Below are 18,753 nucleotides of genomic sequence, written 5' to 3'. Positions count from 1 at the left end.
GCTTAAGCGCTTTTATAACTTTGTATCTCAGCATCTCCCCACAGGTCCTCAACGCCATAAAACTCGCGTTTATCCGTACGGAAAACATGTATCACTACATCTACATAATCAAGTAATATCCACTCGCCATACTCAAGCCCCTCTTTTCTCCAGGGCTCTATTTGTAAAGCTTTGTATATTTCATCTTCAACACTGTTGGCTATTGCTTTTACCTGCGTGGCTGAATCGGCGTGGCAAACTACAAAATAATCTGCTACCGAACTGTTTATATTTCTAAGATCGAGCCTGACCAGTTCATTCCCTTTTTTCTCCTGCATGCCATGTATGGCCAGTTCAGAAAGGTAGGCAGACTCATTTATCACTTTACTTTTTACCATCAAAAAGATTTAGTTTTGAACGATTTTGGTTTTTAAATTATTATACGTTGCAAAATAACATATTTTCGGCATTATTTGTTGGACAAAATTTGGTGGAGCTTAAACAAGTTGACTCAACAAATACATTCCTTAAAAATCTTTTGTCAAAATCCACGCCACTACCAGAGGGTACCGTCATTATGGCAGAAGACCAATTTGCCGGCCGAGGCCAGCGTGATAACACCTGGCATGCCCAACCGGGTAAAAATTTAACTTTCAGCATACTCTTAAATCCCGGCTTTTTATCGGTACAACAGCAGTTTGACCTTACCCGCGCCGTAAGCCTGGGTGTATATGACGCTTTATACCCCCTGCTGCGTGACAGCTTAAAGATAAAATGGCCTAACGATATTTATTATCAGAACAATAAATTTGGCGGCATGCTGATCGAGAATATTTTACAAGGTAGTCGCATTAAGCATTCCATTATTGGGATAGGCCTCAATGTAAATCAGGAAGATTTTCATCCATCGGCAACAAATGCAACATCAATTAAGAAGATATTACAGAGGGATTATGATTTAAAAACTATTTTAGCTCAAATTTGCAATAAGGTTGAGGGTTATTACCTTCAATTAAGAATGGGTAAGTTTGCTCAGATACGTGAATTGTACCAGAGCCGTTTGTACAGATTAAACGAAGAGCGTTTATTTAAGTCGAACGGTGAAACATTCAAAGGCGTAATAAAAAATGTTACAGATGAAGGTTTGCTTGTTGTGCATACTGATGCAGGTGAGCGGCTTTACAATTTAAAGGAGATAGAATTTTTAAACAATTAAGATGAAGAAATTACTTTTAGCGGTTGCCGCATTATTTGTATTCTCTGTAGGTGCCAAAGCACAAATAGAAGCACCTGTTACCTGGGCATTTGCCGCAAAAAGGACCAGCCCAACCGAGGCTACCTTGCTTATAAAGGCCACTATTGATAAAGGCTGGCATGTATACTCTCAAACAGTGAAAGAGGGTGGGCCGGTTAAAACCACTTTCACTTACACGCCATCTAAAGAATATACTTTGGTTGGCAAAACCATTGAGCCAACACCTATAACACGTTACGAAAAAGTGTTTAGCATGAATGTTGGTTTCTTTGAAAATTCAGTAATATTTCAGCAAAAAATAAAACTCAAAGCTAAAGCTACTACAGTTACCGGTAAGGTTGAATTTATGACTTGTAACGATACCAAGTGCCTTCCGCCGGATGAGGTGAAGTTCAGCATCCCTGTTAAATAATTTATAAAGAACTGCTTTAGATGACATCAGCTACAGGCCGAGGCCTTTTCAGATATACCGTTTTATTTTTAGCCCTGTTTTTTGCTATTGCACTAAAGCCGGCACATGCAATGCAAAAAGCAGCAGACACCGTATCAACCGGTGATGTACAGTTTACCGAAGCGCCATCTAAAAGCCAGGAAATGGCCGAGGGTATTAAAAAGGCCGACTCCATAGCAAAACTAAAAGCAGATTCTTTAAAAAAGGCAACTAAAGATGGTGTGACCAATAATGGTACCGATTCTCCCAAAAGCCTTTGGCAATTGTTTATCATAGGCTTCCTGGGTGGTTTTGCGGCATTCCTGCTGCCATGCGTTTATCCAATGTTGCCGCTAACGGTGAGTTTCTTTACCAAAAAGGGGGGCACGCGGGCTAAGGCCATTTGGCAGTCTTGTTTATATGGGCTTTGTATCATCTTCATATACGTGGTTTTCGGTTTGCTGATCACCATTATATTTGGGCCAACGGCTTTGAATGGCTTAGCTACAAATGGCATATTTAACTTCTTTTTCTTTTTGATGCTGATCGTATTCGGTGCATCGTTCCTTGGTGCATTCGAAATTACGCTGCCAAGTTCATTGGCTAATAAACTTGATGCCAACTCAGATAAAGGGGGTTTTGCGGGCATATTTTTCATGGCTGCTACATTGGTGGTTGTATCATTCTCGTGTACCGGCCCTGCCATTGGCGGTGTGCTCTCAAGCGCTTTCACAAAAGGCGACAGACTTGCACCCGCAGTGGTGATGTTTGGCTTCTCGCTGGCTATTGCTTTGCCTTTTACCATATTTGCTACTTTCCCTTCAGCATTAAAAAGTTTACCAAAATCCGGAGGCTGGTTAAATAGTGTTAAGGTTATTCTTGGTTTTATAGAGATAGCATTCGCGCTGAAGTTCTTATCGAATGTAGACCTGGCTTATCATTGGAACCTGATAGACCGAGAGGTGGTTTTATCTATCTGGATTGCTATTGGCATCTTGATGAGTTTGTACCTGATAGGAAAGATCAAATTTTCGCACGACAGCGATGTGCAGCATTTAACCGTTACACGTACTTTCTTTGCGATGGCAGCTTTCGCATTTACGGTATATATGATCCCTGGTTTATGGGGAGCTCCGCTCAAATCTATCAGCGCATTACTACCACCATTAAGTACACAGGATTTTGACCTGACGCTTGGGTCTGGTTCCTCAACAAATGCTGCATCGGCAACCGCCACAACAACTATCAAAGAGAAAAAATACGAAGAGATTTTTAAACGGCTGCCAAAGGTTAAAGGGATTGATGACTGGTACGATTACGACCAGGCGGTTGAAGTTTCAAAACAATTAAAAAAACCGATTCTGATAGATTTTACCGGATGGAACTGTGTTAACTGCCGCTTAATGGAGCAAAACGTTTTCCCTAATCCGGAAGTGTTTAAACGTTTGCAAAATGAGTTTGTAATGCTGCAGTTGGTTATCGACGATAAAACCGAACTGCCGGCAAGTGAGCAAACCGACCTGCTTTTATCTCCCGGTAAAAAAGCTACCACAATTGGCAACAAATGGCTTGATTTTGAAGTCGCTAAATATCATTCGAACGCGCAGCCTTACTATGTGATTATCAACGAAAAAGGAGAAACCTTGGTGCCGCCGCAAGGGGCAAATCAAAACATCCCGGAGTTTATAAAATATCTTGACAGTGGCATTGCGGCTTACAAAAAAGTGAGCCTTAACTAAAAAAATAATGTAACTTCGCGCTGACTTTACAAAAAACACCTTATTACATGTGTTTAGTAGAGTATCTCTTTTTGTACAGACTTTTAAAGCGCCTTCTTACAAATGACGCAAATAAAAAATATAGGACTTTTTACATCCGGTGGTGACGCGCCTGGCATGAATGCCGCTATCCGCGCGGTTGTTCGTTCAGCATATTATTACGGTATTGATGTTACAGGTATCCGCCGTGGATACGAGGGTATGATCAATGGTGAGCTGTTCTCTATGGACCGTAAATCTGTAGCCAACATAATTCAGCGTGGTGGTACAATATTAAAAACCGCACGTAGCGAACAGTTCAGAACCCCTGCGGGACGCAAACTTGCTTACGACCAGATAAAACGCCACGGAATTGATGCTTTAGTGGCTATAGGTGGCGATGGTACTTTTACCGGCGCACGCATTTTTGGTGCAGAGTACGATATCCCGGTAATTGGTTTGCCAGGCACAATTGACAACGATTTGGCAGGTACCGATTTTACTATTGGCTACGATACTGCCATAAACACCGTTATTGATGCAGTAGATAAGATCCGTGATACCGCAGAATCGCACGACCGAGTGTTCATTATCGAAGTGATGGGACGTGATTCTGGGTTAATTGCCCTGCGCACCGGTATTGCATCAGGAGCTGAAGCCATTGTGATCCCGGAAACGGAAACTAACATCGGCGCTTTGTGCGAACGTTTAGAGACCGGCCGAAAAGATAAGTTATCAAAAATTGTAATAGTTGCCGAAGGCGATGATGCCGGTGGTGCCTTTGAGATAGGCCGACAGGTTAAAGAGCGTTTCCCGCATTACGATACACGCGTATCCATCCTTGGGCACATCCAGCGCGGCGGTCGCCCTTCATGTATGGACAGGGTGTTGGCAAGTCGGATGGGTGTTGCCGCCGTTGAAGCACTACGCGACGGTCACCGCAACGAAATGATCGGCATTATTCATAATGAGATCAGCTACACACCTTTTGAGCATGCCTGCAAGCATGTAGAAGAGATAAACCCCAACTTGTTGAAGATAGTAGAAATACTCTCGATATAAATAAAAGGAGAAGGCCACTCAATTGAGCGGCCTTCTCCTTTATGCATCAAAATGTGTCATTGCGAGGAGCCTTGTGCGATTCCCTCCCTCGGGAGGGTGTAGGGAGGGGTTTCTGCGTTGTGCAAATAACCCCTCCCTGCCTTCGCGCTTATCCCTGCGCACCCCTCCCTTGGGAGGGAATTAAACTACTCACGATTCACAGCATCACTCTTCACTTCTCCCTCTCTTTGCAATTTCTTCAGCATTTCGTTGCCGATAAGGGCATCTATCATGCCTCCGCTTCCGCCGTCTTTACCGCTTACCAATATCTCTGGTACCAGCTTAATGCCGTTGGTAGCTAAGGCCTCGGCCACACGCACTATGGCATATTGCTCGGTACCCATGGCTTCGGTTTTCTGTTTGGTAACTTCGGCCTCGGCCAAACCAATGGCTTTTATTTTACCGGCGTCGGCGTTACCGTTAACCTCTGTGGCTGCAGCGTCTGCTTTGGCGTTAATGGTTTTGGCTTCGGCATCCGCTTTGGCAGTAATGGTTTTATTCTCTGCATCCGCTTTAGCGTTGATGATGCGCGATTCCGCATCACCTCTTGCAGCGGCAACCTTTGAAGCAGCCAATTGGGTGTTGATCTCTACCTGGCGGGTTGATTTTACAACCTCGGGTTGCATATCGGCGCCGGCTTTGGCACTCTCAAACTCTTTCCGCTCAATTTGTGCGCTTTTTTGGATCTCGTAGGTAACACGTTCCTGTTCGGCTATCTTACGGTCGGTAAGGGTTTTCATCAGTGCTTCCGGAGGCACAATGTCACCTATCAGCGTATCTACGCCCTCCACGTTATAGGCGGCCAGCACCTTGCTTATTTGTTGTCGCGCATCTTCCTGCCTTTGCGAACGGTTGGTCAGGAACTCGATAACGCCACTTTTTTGTGCCGAGTTACGGAAGTAGTTGGCAATAGTTGGTTCTAATACCTGCGATACCAGGTTTTTCATGTTACCAAAACGGGCAATAACCTTTGGTGCTTCGTTACGTGGTATGTGAATGATCTGCGAAACATCGAGGTTAAAAGTAAAACCATCTGAAGAGCGCACACTAATAGTACACAGGTTCTTATCCAACTCATGCGATTCGGTACGGCTGTTTGCCCAGTTTAAAACGATGTTGGTTGTAGGTACTATCTCAACCGCATGGGTGTAAATATTTATCGGGTGCTTGCCCGGGTCAAGCGGTTCGTCCCAAACACCTTTTTCGTTTTTAGCTACAATGTTACCGTGGGTAAAGCCTACCCCGCTGGTATCAAGCCCTTCCGGGCCAACAAACGAGTTAACTACACCTACATAACCGATGTGGATATGTATCATATCTACCTGCTCCACAATGGCAAACCAGGGGTTAAGGTAATAGGTACCTGCCAGGATCACATCTTCCTGCAAACCCTTTTTACCACCGGCTTTAATAAAAGCCATTGGGTCCTGGTAGTTACGGTGGCCATCTACCGAACCGCCTGCTATCTCACCTTTATCCAAAGGCTCACCATCAAGTGTGGTAACGATGCCCACCTTGTTTTCATGGATACGGGTGATTGGTACCATCACAATCTCAAACAGGAATGTGTTTATACGGTAGTTACCCGGCGTAAGGAATGCCGCTTGCGGGCCTTTTTGCCCTTTGTTCTCTAAAAAGGCGCGGCCATCCTGGAATTTGTCGCAATCTACCGGTTTACCCAGCACGCGGCCGGTATCCATAGGGGCACCGTCTTTTGCTTTTACCAGGCCCAGCTTATCCTGCGGGATAATAGTGAATTGTTCCATGGTAATGGTATACTGCCATGGCCACATGCGCCAGTAAAGGCCTGGTGCAAGCGGCGCTGCCTGCATACCTGCTTCGCCCTTTGTGGCTATAATGCGCCCATCTGGCAGGCGCGTATCGCCATAAAGTGTAAATTTTTTAACAACTAAACCAATACGGTCATCCGGAACGATGATCATACCAAAGAAAACCCGCAGTACGAATTTGTACAGCAGAACAGCAGCCACCAGCGGAAATACCCACCAGAACTGGATCAATAAATTTTCAGACATTTTGTTTAAGTGAATTTATTTAACGGAACCCTTAAGGTGCGGGCCCTCACAATAACTTGCAGCTTTATGAGACCTTGGCTGCATAGCGTTATTAAGATGCCGGTGTATCACGGTTGTTACACAAAAGCTTAAAAATTTTTTACGTGAGATCAGTCTTTCTAAATTTGCATTTAGCGTTCACGTTCACGCCATGAACGCTTGTGAACACCGTGAACGCTGACAGGATTTTGTCAGTATTGTTTATGCTTGTAAAACGTCGTGCGAAAGCTTGTTTGGAACTATAAGCACTAACTAAACCTTATGGAAAAATGCGGCATAGTGTAACAAGCGGATAGCACAGGCACTGCAGGAGCACTTACTTTGTAGCGCGTTACCGTAGCCGCGACTTTTCTTTGGTTCCTTTCTTTTGAGAGAAAAGAAAGGAACATCCACTGCCAATCATCAGTATCACTACCATTCCTAACGAAGAATTACCTATGAGTTCGCATCAACCCATATATACATCGTGTCTTCGCGATGATATAATATTTTACATTCACGTAAACCCCAATCGTTTGCTATAACGCAACACTAAAACCCAACCACAAACGATTTAATTATAAGCCTTTTATATATAAATATTAATTTATACCTTTGCGTCCCCGCAGAAAGAACTCCGGGGGTAATGTTGAATACATAAAAAACAAAGAATGGCAACTAAGATCAGATTGCAAAGACACGGTAAAAAAGGAAAACCTTTTTACTACATCGTAGTAGCAGATGCCCGTGCACCAAGGGATGGTAGGTTTATTGAGCGTATTGGCTCTTACAACCCAAACACTAACCCGGCTACAATTGACATCAATTTTGATAAAACTTTTGAGTGGGTTAACAACGGCGCACAGCCAACTGATACCTGCCGTGCAATACTTTCTTACAAAGGGGTATTATACAAAAAACACTTACAAGGTGGTGTTACCAAAGGTGCTTTAACCCAAGAGCAGGCAGATGAGAAATTTACTGCATGGTTAGATCAAAAAGATGGTAAAATAACCGGTAAAAAATCAAACTTAGCATCAGCTAAAGACGAAGCACGTAAAGCTGCCTTAATTGCTGAAGCTAAAAAGAAAGAAGATAAAGCTGCAGCTATCGCTGCTAAAAACACGCCACCTGCAGAGGAAGCAGCTGAAGAAGCTCCTGCTACCGAAGAAGGTGCTGCAACTGAAGAGTCTGCAGAAAGCGCTGAATAATTTTACAACAGAGGCAGGATATCAGGAAGCAAGAGGCAGGAAATTTTTTCTTGATCCTTATAGTCTTGATTCTTGGATCTTAAAATGGCGAAGGACTAACGTTCTTCGCCATTATTATTTTAATATATTTTTAAGCATGAAAACCGAAGAACATTTCAGGATAGGCAGCATACTAAAAACCAAGGGCCTAAAGGGAGAAATGGTAATGTATGTTGATTTTGAGGATATTGAAAAGATCAAATTCAATTCGGTATTTATTGAGATAGCAGGTAAACTGGTGCCTTATTTCATAAGCTCGGTAAAGTACCTGCAGAATAACCAGGCCTATCTTAATTTAGAGGATGTAGATACTGTTGAGAAAGCTGCCCTGCTTGCCAAAAAAGATATTTACCTCCCCAACAAGCTAAAGCCTAAAAAGAAAAAGGAAGAGTTTACGCTTAAAGACCTGAAGGGCTTTTTGGTAGTAGACGAAACACATGGCGAACTGGGGGAGATAGACGACATTGTTGAATATCCGCAGCAGTTAATAGCGTCAGTATATTTCAACAATAAGGAAGTGCTTTTCCCGCTGAACGTTGAGATCATTAAAGGGATCGATGTTGAGGGCGAAGAGGTATATGTTGACCTGCCCGATGGTTTGCTGGATATTTATTTGGAAGGCTAAAAAAATTTTTGCCAAGTATAATCTCCAGAATAGATTTTAACTTACCGCTTACTAATGGATTCTTTCGATATCCGACTATTGCAGGTTGTATACAATTTGTAAATTAAGTCTTTTTTACTAAAATAGCATTGGCTGTTATCGGTTCAAAATCAACTTTCTTAAACTCACTGCTTAAAGATCATTCATATGTGTTATAGATAACAGCAATAAGTTGTTATATCTTACCATATAACTTTTCCCTTGGTCCACCTTGCGCCAACCACTCGTTTAAGCTTAAGTTACAGGGCTGAAACTCTATCCCGGTAATTCCCTCCGCCTCCAAATGTTGCTTTAGCCTTTCAGATGCCAGGTACATAACCCCACCTTGAACTTTCTCTAATATCAAAAAGTCGCTGGTTGTTCCATCAAGGATATGCACATTTTCAATGTAAATGGAATAGGGGTAGCCCCTGTCATCTACTGCTTTTTTTTCCCTTTCGTAATCTTTAAAATTAACTATTGGCAACTGTTCAACTTTAGTAACGGTTCTTTCCATGACATAAACCCTGGCTTTTGAAAAATCTATGGTATCCATATCAAGCAAAAAAGGATTTAATACCCAATAGTCTTCTATTTCGTTGCCTTGATAAATCACCGGAGAGCGATGGAACTGCAGCCCTTGATTACCTGTAATCTCCAGAATAGATTTTAACTTACCGCTTACTAATGGCTTCTTTCGGTATCCGATTATACCAGGTTGGATGTAATCTGTAAGTTTAGCCTTTTTTACTAAAATGGCCTTGGCAGTTATCGGCTCAAAGTGGACTTTTTTAAAGCTCACATTCGCGTGATCAATAAATTTTGGATCTTCCCAAACATCGCATGGATACTCAGCAAATTCTACTTGTACGGGTTTACCGGCAACTTTCCTGCTGAGGCTTTCTCTAAGGTTATAAAATATCATTAACTTAAAAGATTAAATTGTTAATATGCGTTGTTGGGTTGGCAATAATGGCCGATTTTATTCTTACAATAACCGCCTCTAATGCATCCGCTGTTGCTTCTGTTGACAGATTTTCGTCTATGTCTATAAGTGCATCCATAACTCTCTTATCATAAGCAGCATGACTACCATTGTGCACCAAAGTATTCAAAGGTATACCATTTAGGGCGCTGTTCATATGAAATGCTTTTTTTGATTTAGCCGCTTTCTGTATCACTTGTTCGGTTTGTTTTGCCCAAGGAATAATATGATGTGCAACCCGAGGATCGCCTGCTGCCAAATTCAGTACTTTCCTCAACTGACTGCGATTGCCAAAGCTTATATAGTGGCCAACTTTAACGGCCCACTTAAGCGTGGTTTTTGACCCATTGGCAAGTACAATAGTTTTTTTAGCGAATTTTGCCCCCGCAGCAAACCAGCCCGCTACCGGTATTGCCGACGCATAACTAAGCGTGGCGTTAACGCCGTCGCCCTCAATAGTATAAAGCACTCCATTTGTAAGATCAGCTATTTCGCCTACTACAGGCACCAGGCCCACACCGTCCAACAACAGGTGAACCATCTCTTTTGACGCCTCCCAATAAACCTTCCAGTTAGGATATTCAGGATGCTCCGTTTTAATAATCGCACACTGTATAGACATGTAAGTTGCAAATACCTGGGCAGCCAGAAACTGACTGTTAGGCAATGCCGGGCTCACAACTGTGTAGGCATAAATTATAATTGCTTGTAGATAGAACGCCTGCTGCTGCTGCGTTTATAGTCATTAATGCGGCTGCTTTTCCTTCGAGAGAAAATTCATCAGCTTGTAATTCTTCGTAAATGGCAATAGCGGTTTGCTGATTGCTAACTACCCAAGATAGGGCGGAGCCTTGTAAGTTGTAAAAATCAATAAGTGATTGTACCTTAAAAGGATAAGCAGGTGGTTTAGGTGTTGTTGGGTTACAATTGGAAGGTAACCCCATTACTTGTAAGCCGGGATTTGTGCCCGAGATTTGTGGGGGAGCGCCAGGGTCACAAGGGTCATAGCCCGTTGGCGGGTTAGGAGTTGTGCCACCTCCACCGCCCCCACTGCCTATTGGCCCCGGGTTGCCCGGCATAGCGCAGTTTACAACAGTTGTTCTGGATACCCGGTACCCCGGAGGGCTGTCATTCTCACCCATTAAAAAGGGCTTGGTTTCCCATTCGCAGAAGCCGGGCCAGTCTCCTGTAGAACACTGTACGGGTATCCACTCATAAACATCGTATGTTTCACATTCGCCCGGAGCCAGGCGGATTTTCACATTCCTTATAGTAATAACATTTTCTTTTTTGGCGGTTGATGTGATTGACTGGATTTTAACGTCTTCTACTTTGACAGGGTTATCACTTAATTCTATCCTGTTAACAAATACTTCGCCATCAAATGCAAGGTGTTTAACCGTTCGCCAGTCGTCTATCCATTTTTTAGTTGGCAGGTACGTGGTTAAAAACGCGGCTACTTTTCCATTAGAGGTTTGGATGGTTATATTTTCAAAATGAACAGCGCCGGGCGTTCTGGGTTTTAAGCTTAATACGTAACTAATGGTGTCGCCAATAACAAGTTTTTTTACATTGCTTACGTCGAGATCAAATGCAAAAGTTTCATTTTCTGTATTTACAGACTTTACGTTATTATTCGGTGTAATGGATAACGCTTTCCTTAATTCTCCCGTTTTGTTAATATCTACAGCTTGAAGGAAATCTTTGTAAGGAATTGTCTCTATAGGGCTTTTTATAGCCGGAGACAGGCCTTTAACGGATTTCGTAGAAGGAAACTGTTCAATTTTTTTGCAAGAACTTACTACTAATGCTAATCCAATTAACAGGAATAGAATTTTGTTAGTTGAGCGAGTGCGCTTTGCTTGTTTGGTTGAATTAAATACTGATTGTTCGTTACTGGGTAATGAACATAATCCTGGGAAGATCACTGAAAAAATTTTCATTTATGATAAGGTTTGGTTGAGCAGTTGTAAGTATACAATAAAATATCAAAAGCTGCTTAAACTTTGGAAAAACTAATCTCTATTCTCCAATCACTAATCACTAAATTTGCCCCATGCGTTTTGATATTATTTCGGTACTGCCGGGTTTGCTGGAGAGCCCTTTTGCTCATTCTATTTTACAACGGGCCCAAAAAAAGGGCATTAGTGAAATAGTGGTGCATAATCTGCGCGATTACGCTAACAACAAGCACAAAAACGTTGACGATTATCCTTATGGTGGCGGCAGCGGTATGGTGATGGCCATACAACCCTTTGCATCGTGCATTGAGAAGCTGAAAAGCGAACGCGAGTATGATGAGGTAATATTCATGAGCCCCGATGGCGAAACGCTTAATCAGGGTATTGCCAACCAACTATCTATCAAAAAAAATATCATTGTGCTTTGTGGGCACTATAAAGGTATAGATCAGCGGATCCGCGACATGTATGTTACCCGCGAGATCTCTATCGGCGATTACGTCCTATCGGGCGGGGAACTACCCGCAGCCATTCTGGTAGATGCAGTGGTGCGATTGATACCGGGTGTATTGTCTGACGAGACATCGGCGCTATCAGATTCCTTCCAGGATGATATGCTTGACGCCCCCATTTATACCCGACCTGCAGATTGGAACGGACATAAAGTACCCGACGTTCTGTTAAGCGGAAACGCTGCTGAGATTGAAAAATGGCGTTTTGAACAAGCTTTGGAGCGCACCAAACAGCGCCGGCCAGACCTGTTGGAATAAGCCCCACTGCCACCTGAAGGTGGTGTAGAAGCCATTCGTAAGAGCATTCTACTCATATGGGTAGCTGTCAAATTGTTAACAACAAATATTTTGTGGAAATTTTTTAAGAAGTGTTTTCTAATTAAAATAAATTCCGTATTATTGCACTCCGATTTTTACGGGCTAAAAGTCGGTTTTAAGAGCTAAAAATCATGGATTTAGTAAAATTTGTAGAAGAGCAATCAGTAGTTAAAAATACCTTCCCCGCTTTTAAAGCCGGTGACACTGTTAGCGTACATTATAAAATTAGAGAAGGTAACAAAGAGCGTATCCAGGTTTACCAAGGTGTTGTTTTACAACGTAACAGCGTTGGTAACAGCGAAACCTTTACCGTGCGCAAAGTATCAAATGGTATTGGTGTTGAGCGTATCTTCCCTTACAACTCACCAAACATTGATAAAATTGAAGTGAACAGTGTTGGTAAAGTACGTCGTGCTAAATTGTACTACTTACGTGCCCTTACCGGTAAAGCTGCTCGTATCAAGTCAAAAAGAGTGTAATTGCCGTCGCTTTTATAGCGATTGTACCAAAGCATATTTAAAACCTGCGTTTTTAACGCGGGTTTTTTTGTTGTGTACGTCTCTCCAGCAAAATGCTCCATTGACAGGAACGAAGCAATCTTATTGAGATACACACCTTCCTACTTAGAATTAATGTTAGTCCGCTCAATTGCCGCGGAGGCTGTTACTTTGTCTTTATACAAAGTAACCAAAAATCAAGTCAGCAAATAGGCTTCTTTGCGCACGAAGCCATTGCCCTGCAAGCCGTCAGAACCACGGGCTGGAAATCTCTTATGCCATTGCGCGCCGGGCCCCGCCTCTGTAATAGATTCCGCAATGCCCTTATAACCGCACAGCCCACCATTGTTCTGCCTGCTTTCGCCCGAATCTTTTTGCTGACAGGAGAAGAAGAAGAAATGAAATTTGTCATTCTGAGCGTAGCGAAGAATCTAACCGCGTTAATTTATACATTTAAAACCACCCATGTCATTTCGAACGAGCGATAGCGAGGAGAAATCTTCTACGCCAGGTACTTTACGGTGCAGAAGATTTCTCGTCGCGCCACCGTGCAAGGCCAGTTCTTCTGCTCGCTCGAAATGACATTGTTTTAGATGTCCCAGCAAACAAAAAGCCCCGATAGTTTTGCTATCGGGGCTTAAATATCTTAAAAAGAATTTTAGTTTAAGCGGTAAGGCGCTATCAGGTAAAACTCCGGGATCTGTACGTTAAATGTAGAATTATCTAACAGTCGCTCCATCAGGTATTCGCCTTTCATGCTCCCCATGTCGGTTTTAAGGTTGCAGCCGCTCACATATTCGTGGCTGTTGCCGGGCTCAATAACGGGCTGCATACCAACAACTCCTTCACCCTCAACTTCTCGTTTTGCTCCGTTAGAATCAAATATATACCAATGACGGCTCATCAGGCGTACAGCATACTGGCCCATATTCTCAATACTTACCCTGTAAGCAAACATAAAATGATCGTTTGCCGGGTTTGAATACTCGGGTTGGTAAACTGTTTCAACCGAAACCCGCACACCATCAGTAATAGTTGTAGCCATGTTAAATACCTTTAAGTCAAATATATTTGTTTGGAACAAATATTAAGCCATCTCCAAACTGTATTTTTTGTCAACCTGTTCCAAAACGTCCATTATCTCTTCAACGGATGATGCAACAACAAGTTTCATTCTATACTCTTTAAAATCAGGCAATCCTTTAAAATAGTTGCTGTAATGGCGGCGCATCTCAAAAATACCTGTTTTAGGCCCTTTCCACTCCATTGATTTTATCAGGTGTGTTTTGCACACATCGATACGCTCGGCAACCGTTGGTTTATCCAGGTGCTCAGCGGTAGCAAAAAAATGTTTCACCTCGCGGAAGATCCAGGGATAACCAATAGCGGCGCGGCCTATCATCATGCCATCAACACCGTATTCTAATCGCCAATCGGCAGCTTTCTCAGGCGAGTCGATGTCGCCATTGCCAAATATGGGAATTTTGATCCTCGGATTTTTCTTGATATCCCGGATGAGCGACCAGTCTGCAACGCCTTTGTACATCTGCGCACGCGTGCGGCCATGTATGGTAAGTGCTTTAATACCAACATCCTGCAGGCGTTCTGCTACTTCATAAACATTTTTGGTATTATCGTCCCAACCTAAGCGTGTTTTTACAGTAACCGGCAAGTGAGTTGCTTCAACAACCGCTTTTGTCATGGCCACCATTTTATCAATATCCTGCAAAAGGCTGGCGCCGGCACCACGGCAGGCAACCTGTTTAACCGGGCAGCCGTAGTTGATGTCCATCAGATCGGGCCCGGCTTGTGAGGCTATTTCGGTAGCCTCGCGCATGTGCTCGATATCACTCCCGAAGATCTGAATGCCAATAGGGCGTTCGTATTCAAAAATATCCAGCTTTTGGCGGCTTTTGGCAGCATCGCGTATCAAACCCTCTGATGATATAAACTCCGTATACATCATATCGGCCCCGTTTTGCTTACACACGTAACGGAAAGGCGGATCGCTCACATCTTCCATTGGTGCCAGCAGCAACGGAAATTCACCTAAATCTATGTTCCCTATTTGTACAGACATGATTATATTTACCATGCAAATTTACGCAATTTGAGTTACATGGTGAAAACGTCTCTAAATCAAACATCTCCGGGAAGGCAATTCCTTTACTTTGTGGTGATATTTGCCGGTGTGTTTGTGGTGTTTAATGTGTTGGGCATACTTGCAATAGGTTTGTTTTACGGTTTTGGGTTGGTTATGGATATAGCCAGGCTCAACTTTAGCGATCCAGGCAGCATACCTGCGCTTTATCTTTTACAAATTGTCACTACAACCATTCCCATCTTCGTAGCCCCGGTATTGTTTGCAGCCTGGGTTATGCGGCAGCCACAGGAATATTTAAAAACAAGCTGGGGTATCCCGCCTGTACTTTTCGTAGTTGCGTTTTTCATTATGTTGATCTCTTCGCCGCTGATAGAATTGTTAAGCAATATTAACCAGCAGCTTACTCTACCCCAAAGTTTAAAAGGAGTGGAAAACTGGATGAAGCAAAGCGAAGAAAGCGCTAAGCAAGTCACCGCAGCAATCCTGAATATGCACACCGTTTGGGATTGCGTTAAAAATGTTTTTTTGGTAGGTTTTCTTACCGCAGTTGCAGAAGAGTTCTTATTTCGTGGTGGTATGCAAACCATATTGGTGAAGTTGACAAAAAATGAGCATACCGCCATTTGGGTAACTGCTGCAATTTTCAGCGCTTTCCACATGGAGTTTTATGGTTTTTTACCTCGTATGTTGCTGGGTGCTTTATTTGGGTATTTTGTTGCATACAGTGGCAGCATATGGCCTGCGGTTTGGGGGCACTTTTTAAACAATAGCACAGCGGTAGTTGCCACCTATTTATATCAAAATAAGCGTATCAAACTAAACCCCGATGACCAGCATGTATTTACTTGGTGGCAGTATGTATTTAGCCTGATAATTATTATAATTTTGCTGCTTGTTTACAAAAAGGTAGCCGGCGGCAGAGAAAACGCCAAATTAAATGGAGAAGAACTGGGTTAAAGTATTTACATCTTCAAATTTTTATCAGTCTGAAATTGTGAAGCAAATGCTTACAGGGAACCATATTGACGCTGTTTTGCTGAACAGGCAGTCGTCTTCGCATCAAAATTTTGGTTATGTAGAGGTTTATGTGCACCAGGATGATTTTAGCCAGGCTATCGAGATGATGATCTTGAACCAGATAACTTTATGAAGACACGCGCCATAACAGGCTTCTTTTTTTTAATTGTAATGATAGGCTCGCTGTTACTTGGGCCACAGGTTTTCATGGGTTTTTACCTGTTACTTACACTGCTCTGTTTACATGAGTTTTATGGCCTTATCATCAAAAGCGGGATCGCCGTCAACCGCTCCGCAGGGTTCATCAATGCCGTAGCCATATTCGGGCTGTTCGGGTTGATCAATTATCATGACGCGCCTGTTTATCATCATCTGTTATTTATGCTCACGCTTACAATGGCCGGTATTTTTGGCCAGGAGCTATACAAAATATCGGTATCGCCATTCGCCAATATCGGGTTTACCATACTTGGTTTGGTGTTTACAGTTGTGCCGTTTACATTCTTTCATGCACTTGCTTACATACAAGGAACCTATAACTTCCATTTTCCGCTTGCATTTTTGCTTATGCTTTGGAGCAATGATACCGGTGCTTATTTAACCGGCCGTGCTTTTGGCCGTACCAAATTATTTGAACGCCATTCGCCGAAGAAAACCTGGGAAGGCTTTATTGGCGGTGTGCTTATAGCTGCGGGTGCAGCGTTTGTTATCAGCCTGTACTACCCGGAATTAGATTGGAAACAGTGGGTCAGCGTTGCTATCATCATAGGCGTTATCGGCACAACCGGCGACCTGATAGAATCAATGTTTAAACGCAGCATCAATGTAAAGGATTCCGGCGGTTTGCTGCCGGGCCACGGTGGTGTTTTGGATAGGTTTGATGGCTTATTATTCGCCGCGCCAATTGTTTACACCTATGTGCACTTTATTTTAAATGCTTAGCTTTGTATTAAATACCATTTAGATCATGAGATTTCATAAAGAAGGATATACGTCACTTGCCCTTTGCATACTGTTCATTTTTGTGTTGAATGCGCTTATTCAGTTCTATTTCCCTGAGGCACATGTGGTAAAGTGGATAGTTTATATCCTGTCGTTTGCGCTGTTTGTTACTATTGTACAGTTTTTCCGAAGCCCGGTTTTTGATATAGATATTGATGAGAACCATGTGCTTTGCCCTGCCGATGGTAAAGTTGTAGTGATAGAGGAAACTGACGAACCTGAATTTTTAAAAGACAGGCGTATACAGCTGTCGGTTTTTATGTCGCCGGTAAATGTGCACGTTAACCGTAACCCCATTAGCGGCTTTGTAAAATATTTTAAATATCACCCTGGTAAATACCTGGTTGCATGGCACCCAAAATCATCTACCGAGAACGAGCGTACTACGGTTGTTACCGAAAACAGCCAGGGTGTACAAGTACTGTTCAGGCAAATTGCCGGTGCTTTGGCCCGCCGTATTGTATGGTATGTAAAAGAAGGCGATACAGTTAAACAAGGCGACCAGTTCGGTTTTATCAAATTTGGTTCTCGTGTGGATGTGTTCCTTCCGTTAGGAACTAAAATAAATGTACAGCTTGACCAGGTTGTTAAAGGTGGCCGTACCGTATTGGCCGAATTAACCAGTGTAAGCAAGCCATTGCCGGATGCTACATCAGATGTCATAACTGATACAGCTATTCCTGACCATACTGAGCCATTAACCGAGCAGCATCCCGAGGCCGCGCTTGTTATTGAACATGATAAAGAGGTTAACCCAACTGCTGGCATAGAACCCGAAGTGATTGCTCCCGCTCAGCAAAAAGCTGCTGCTAAACCGCGTGCTCCACGCAAGCCGGCAGCAAAAAAAAGTCCCGAAAAGAAATAGTTTAAAATAGAAAGGGCCGCATCGCGCGGCCCTTTTCACTAAACTAATTAAACTCCAAAAGATCATCCGCCTGCCACTTAAAGCGGCAAACTTCTCACGTATGAAAGTGATCGTGCTTTCGGTGTTTGAAGTATGACGGCATTATTGATCAAAGCGCTACAGTGAACACAAAAAAAATCGCCGAAGATTTTTCTCCGGCGATTTAACTCATAAATAAATTTTATTAGTTCCTTCTGTTAAATAGGAAAGAAGCATAATAAACCAACGTAGCCAACGCACTTAAGGCTGCAACAACGTAGGTCATGGCCGCCCACCAGAGTGCGTCTTTAGCTTGTTCATGCTCCTCTCGGGTTTGCATCACCTTGTAATTATTGGTTAACCAGGCCAATGCGCGATTGCTTGCATCAAACTCAACAGGCAGGGTAATAAAACTAAACAAAGTTACCAATGCCAGCGCGCCAACACCAACTGCCAATACAAATGGGTTATGTGTGAAGAATAGTAGCATGATACCGATCATTAATGTCCATTGGGTTAAGGTAGAGGCCACATTTACAACAGGCACCATGGATGACCGGAACGATAACCAGCTATAATTTTTTGCATGTTGCACGGCATGCCCGCACTCGTGCGCGGCAACTGCTGCAGCAGCGATGCTGCGGCTGTAATACACATCCGGACTAAGATTTACCGTTTTGTTCTCAGGGTTGTAATGGTCTGTAAGCTGGCCCTCAACAGATATCACCTGTACATCAAAAATGCCGTTATCTTTAAGCATTCGCTCGGCAACTTCCTGGCCCGTAAGGCCCGATAAAAGGGGCATTTCTGCGTATTCTTTAAACTTGCTTTTAAAACGCCACTGCACAATAAAGCTCACCAGCGTAACCACTATCATAAGCAGCCATGCCGAATTATATGGGATAAATAACAAATTCATCATATTTTCAATAGTTTTAGATGTATGGTCTATTTCAAAAAGCATTCCATTTGAAAATAATGCCATAAGTGCAAATTGAAATAGCC

The 18,753-nt window shown here is 43.0% G+C and carries 19 protein-coding genes and 1 pseudogene; 12 read left to right on the top strand and 8 right to left on the bottom strand.

Annotation, left to right across the window (positions count from 1 at the left end):
• Positions 1 to 2: 2 nt before the first annotated feature.
• Entirely contained in the window at positions 3 to 377 is a 375-nt protein-coding gene (gene rsfS / locus FPZ42_RS05425) for a ribosome silencing factor (protein WP_146269440.1), read from the bottom strand.
• Positions 378 to 469: 92 nt separating this feature from the next.
• Here rsfS and FPZ42_RS05420 point away from each other — a divergent pair, with 92 nt between their 5' ends.
• The 4 genes from FPZ42_RS05420 to pfkA all read left to right on the top strand — a co-directional run bounded on the left by FPZ42_RS05420 (position 470) and on the right by pfkA (position 4,483).
• On the top strand, positions 470 to 1,195 hold the full coding sequence (locus FPZ42_RS05420; protein ID WP_255563303.1) for a biotin--[acetyl-CoA-carboxylase] ligase: 726 nt from the start codon (positions 470 to 472) through the stop codon (positions 1,193 to 1,195).
• 1 nt (position 1,196) lies between these two features.
• Positions 1,197 to 1,646 (top strand): protein-disulfide reductase DsbD domain-containing protein, encoded by a 450-nt coding sequence (locus FPZ42_RS05415; RefSeq protein ID WP_186458687.1) that lies wholly within the window; start codon positions 1,197 to 1,199, stop codon positions 1,644 to 1,646.
• 20 nt (positions 1,647 to 1,666) lie between these two features.
• Positions 1,667 to 3,403 (top strand): protein-disulfide reductase DsbD family protein, encoded by a 1,737-nt coding sequence (locus FPZ42_RS05410; protein ID WP_261382227.1) that lies wholly within the window; start codon positions 1,667 to 1,669, stop codon positions 3,401 to 3,403.
• Between the two features lie 102 nt (positions 3,404 to 3,505).
• On the top strand, positions 3,506 to 4,483 hold the full coding sequence (gene pfkA, locus FPZ42_RS05405; RefSeq protein ID WP_146269437.1) for a 6-phosphofructokinase: 978 nt from the start codon (positions 3,506 to 3,508) through the stop codon (positions 4,481 to 4,483).
• 185 nt (positions 4,484 to 4,668) lie between these two features.
• Here the strand turns inward: pfkA and FPZ42_RS05400 are convergent, their stop codons facing one another.
• Positions 4,669 to 6,558, bottom strand: a complete 1,890-nt coding sequence (locus tag FPZ42_RS05400; RefSeq protein WP_146269436.1) for an SPFH domain-containing protein — start codon at positions 6,556 to 6,558, stop codon at positions 4,669 to 4,671.
• Positions 6,559 to 7,247: 689 nt separating this feature from the next.
• Here FPZ42_RS05400 and FPZ42_RS05395 point away from each other — a divergent pair.
• Together FPZ42_RS05395 and rimM are read left to right on the top strand one after the other, a co-directional pair.
• A complete protein-coding gene (locus FPZ42_RS05395) occupies positions 7,248 to 7,787 on the top strand; it encodes a 30S ribosomal protein S16 (RefSeq protein ID WP_146269435.1) in 540 nt (179 codons plus the stop codon).
• Between the two features lie 136 nt (positions 7,788 to 7,923).
• Positions 7,924 to 8,451, top strand: a complete 528-nt coding sequence (gene rimM, locus FPZ42_RS05390; RefSeq protein ID WP_146269434.1) for a ribosome maturation factor RimM — start codon at positions 7,924 to 7,926, stop codon at positions 8,449 to 8,451.
• A gap of 214 nt (positions 8,452 to 8,665) precedes the next feature.
• On the opposite strand, the gene FPZ42_RS05385 is transcribed toward rimM, so the two are convergent.
• The 3 genes from FPZ42_RS05385 to FPZ42_RS05375 are packed head-to-tail and all read right to left on the bottom strand — an operon-like array spanning position 8,666 to position 11,397.
• Positions 8,666 to 9,394 carry a hypothetical protein gene (locus FPZ42_RS05385; RefSeq protein WP_146269433.1) on the bottom strand — a complete coding sequence of 243 codons (729 nt, stop codon included), beginning with the start codon at positions 9,392 to 9,394 and terminating at the stop codon, positions 8,666 to 8,668.
• Between the two features lie 4 nt (positions 9,395 to 9,398).
• The gene (locus FPZ42_RS05380) at positions 9,399 to 10,133 is read right to left on the bottom strand and encodes an AHH domain-containing protein (protein ID WP_146269432.1); all 735 of its coding nucleotides are present in this window, start codon (positions 10,131 to 10,133) and stop codon (positions 9,399 to 9,401) included.
• Positions 10,114 to 11,397: a hypothetical protein gene (locus tag FPZ42_RS05375; RefSeq protein WP_146269431.1), complete on the bottom strand. Its 1,284-nt coding sequence runs from the start codon at positions 11,395 to 11,397 to the stop codon at positions 10,114 to 10,116. The genes FPZ42_RS05380 and FPZ42_RS05375 overlap by 20 nt, the downstream gene beginning before the upstream one ends.
• A gap of 113 nt (positions 11,398 to 11,510) precedes the next feature.
• On the opposite strand from FPZ42_RS05375, the gene trmD reads away from it, so the two are divergent.
• Positions 11,511 to 12,185 carry a tRNA (guanosine(37)-N1)-methyltransferase TrmD gene (gene trmD / locus FPZ42_RS05370; RefSeq protein ID WP_146269430.1) on the top strand — a complete coding sequence of 225 codons (675 nt, stop codon included), beginning with the start codon at positions 11,511 to 11,513 and terminating at the stop codon, positions 12,183 to 12,185.
• 191 nt (positions 12,186 to 12,376) lie between these two features.
• Entirely contained in the window at positions 12,377 to 12,724 is a 348-nt protein-coding gene (rplS, locus tag FPZ42_RS05365) for a 50S ribosomal protein L19 (protein ID WP_146269429.1), read from the top strand.
• Positions 12,725 to 13,400: 676 nt separating this feature from the next.
• Here rplS and apaG read toward each other — a convergent pair.
• Positions 13,401 to 13,787 (bottom strand): Co2+/Mg2+ efflux protein ApaG, encoded by a 387-nt coding sequence (gene apaG / locus FPZ42_RS05360; RefSeq protein WP_146269428.1) that lies wholly within the window; start codon positions 13,785 to 13,787, stop codon positions 13,401 to 13,403.
• A gap of 42 nt (positions 13,788 to 13,829) precedes the next feature.
• Positions 13,830 to 14,822, bottom strand: a complete 993-nt coding sequence (dusB, locus tag FPZ42_RS05355) for a tRNA dihydrouridine synthase DusB (RefSeq protein ID WP_146269427.1) — start codon at positions 14,820 to 14,822, stop codon at positions 13,830 to 13,832.
• Positions 14,823 to 14,864: 42 nt separating this feature from the next.
• Here dusB and FPZ42_RS05350 point away from each other — a divergent pair, with 42 nt between their 5' ends.
• The 4 genes and pseudogenes from FPZ42_RS05350 to FPZ42_RS05335 all read left to right on the top strand — a co-directional run.
• Positions 14,865 to 15,803 (top strand): CPBP family intramembrane glutamic endopeptidase, encoded by a 939-nt coding sequence (locus tag FPZ42_RS05350; protein WP_186458686.1) that lies wholly within the window; start codon positions 14,865 to 14,867, stop codon positions 15,801 to 15,803.
• Positions 15,784 to 15,996: a DUF2007 domain-containing protein gene (locus tag FPZ42_RS05345; protein ID WP_146269425.1), complete on the top strand. Its 213-nt coding sequence runs from the start codon at positions 15,784 to 15,786 to the stop codon at positions 15,994 to 15,996. The genes FPZ42_RS05350 and FPZ42_RS05345 overlap by 20 nt, the downstream gene beginning before the upstream one ends.
• The gene (locus FPZ42_RS05340) at positions 15,993 to 16,805 is read left to right on the top strand and encodes a phosphatidate cytidylyltransferase (RefSeq protein ID WP_146269424.1); all 813 of its coding nucleotides are present in this window, start codon (positions 15,993 to 15,995) and stop codon (positions 16,803 to 16,805) included. Before FPZ42_RS05345 ends, FPZ42_RS05340 begins: the two co-directional genes overlap by 4 nt.
• Positions 16,806 to 16,830: 25 nt before the next feature.
• Positions 16,831 to 17,484: pseudogene (locus tag FPZ42_RS05335) on the top strand (phosphatidylserine decarboxylase family protein); the annotation flags it as partial.
• A 469-nt stretch (positions 17,485 to 17,953) separates the two neighbouring features.
• On the opposite strand, the gene FPZ42_RS05330 reads toward FPZ42_RS05335, so the two are convergent.
• The gene (locus FPZ42_RS05330) at positions 17,954 to 18,625 is read right to left on the bottom strand and encodes a zinc metallopeptidase (protein ID WP_391561002.1); all 672 of its coding nucleotides are present in this window, start codon (positions 18,623 to 18,625) and stop codon (positions 17,954 to 17,956) included.
• Positions 18,626 to 18,753: the final 128 nt, after the last annotated feature.

The organism is Mucilaginibacter achroorhodeus (assembly GCF_007846095.1).
Classification (GTDB): Bacteria; Bacteroidota; Bacteroidia; order Sphingobacteriales; family Sphingobacteriaceae; genus Mucilaginibacter; species Mucilaginibacter achroorhodeus.
This window is presented reverse-complemented; position numbering and strand designations above follow the sequence as displayed.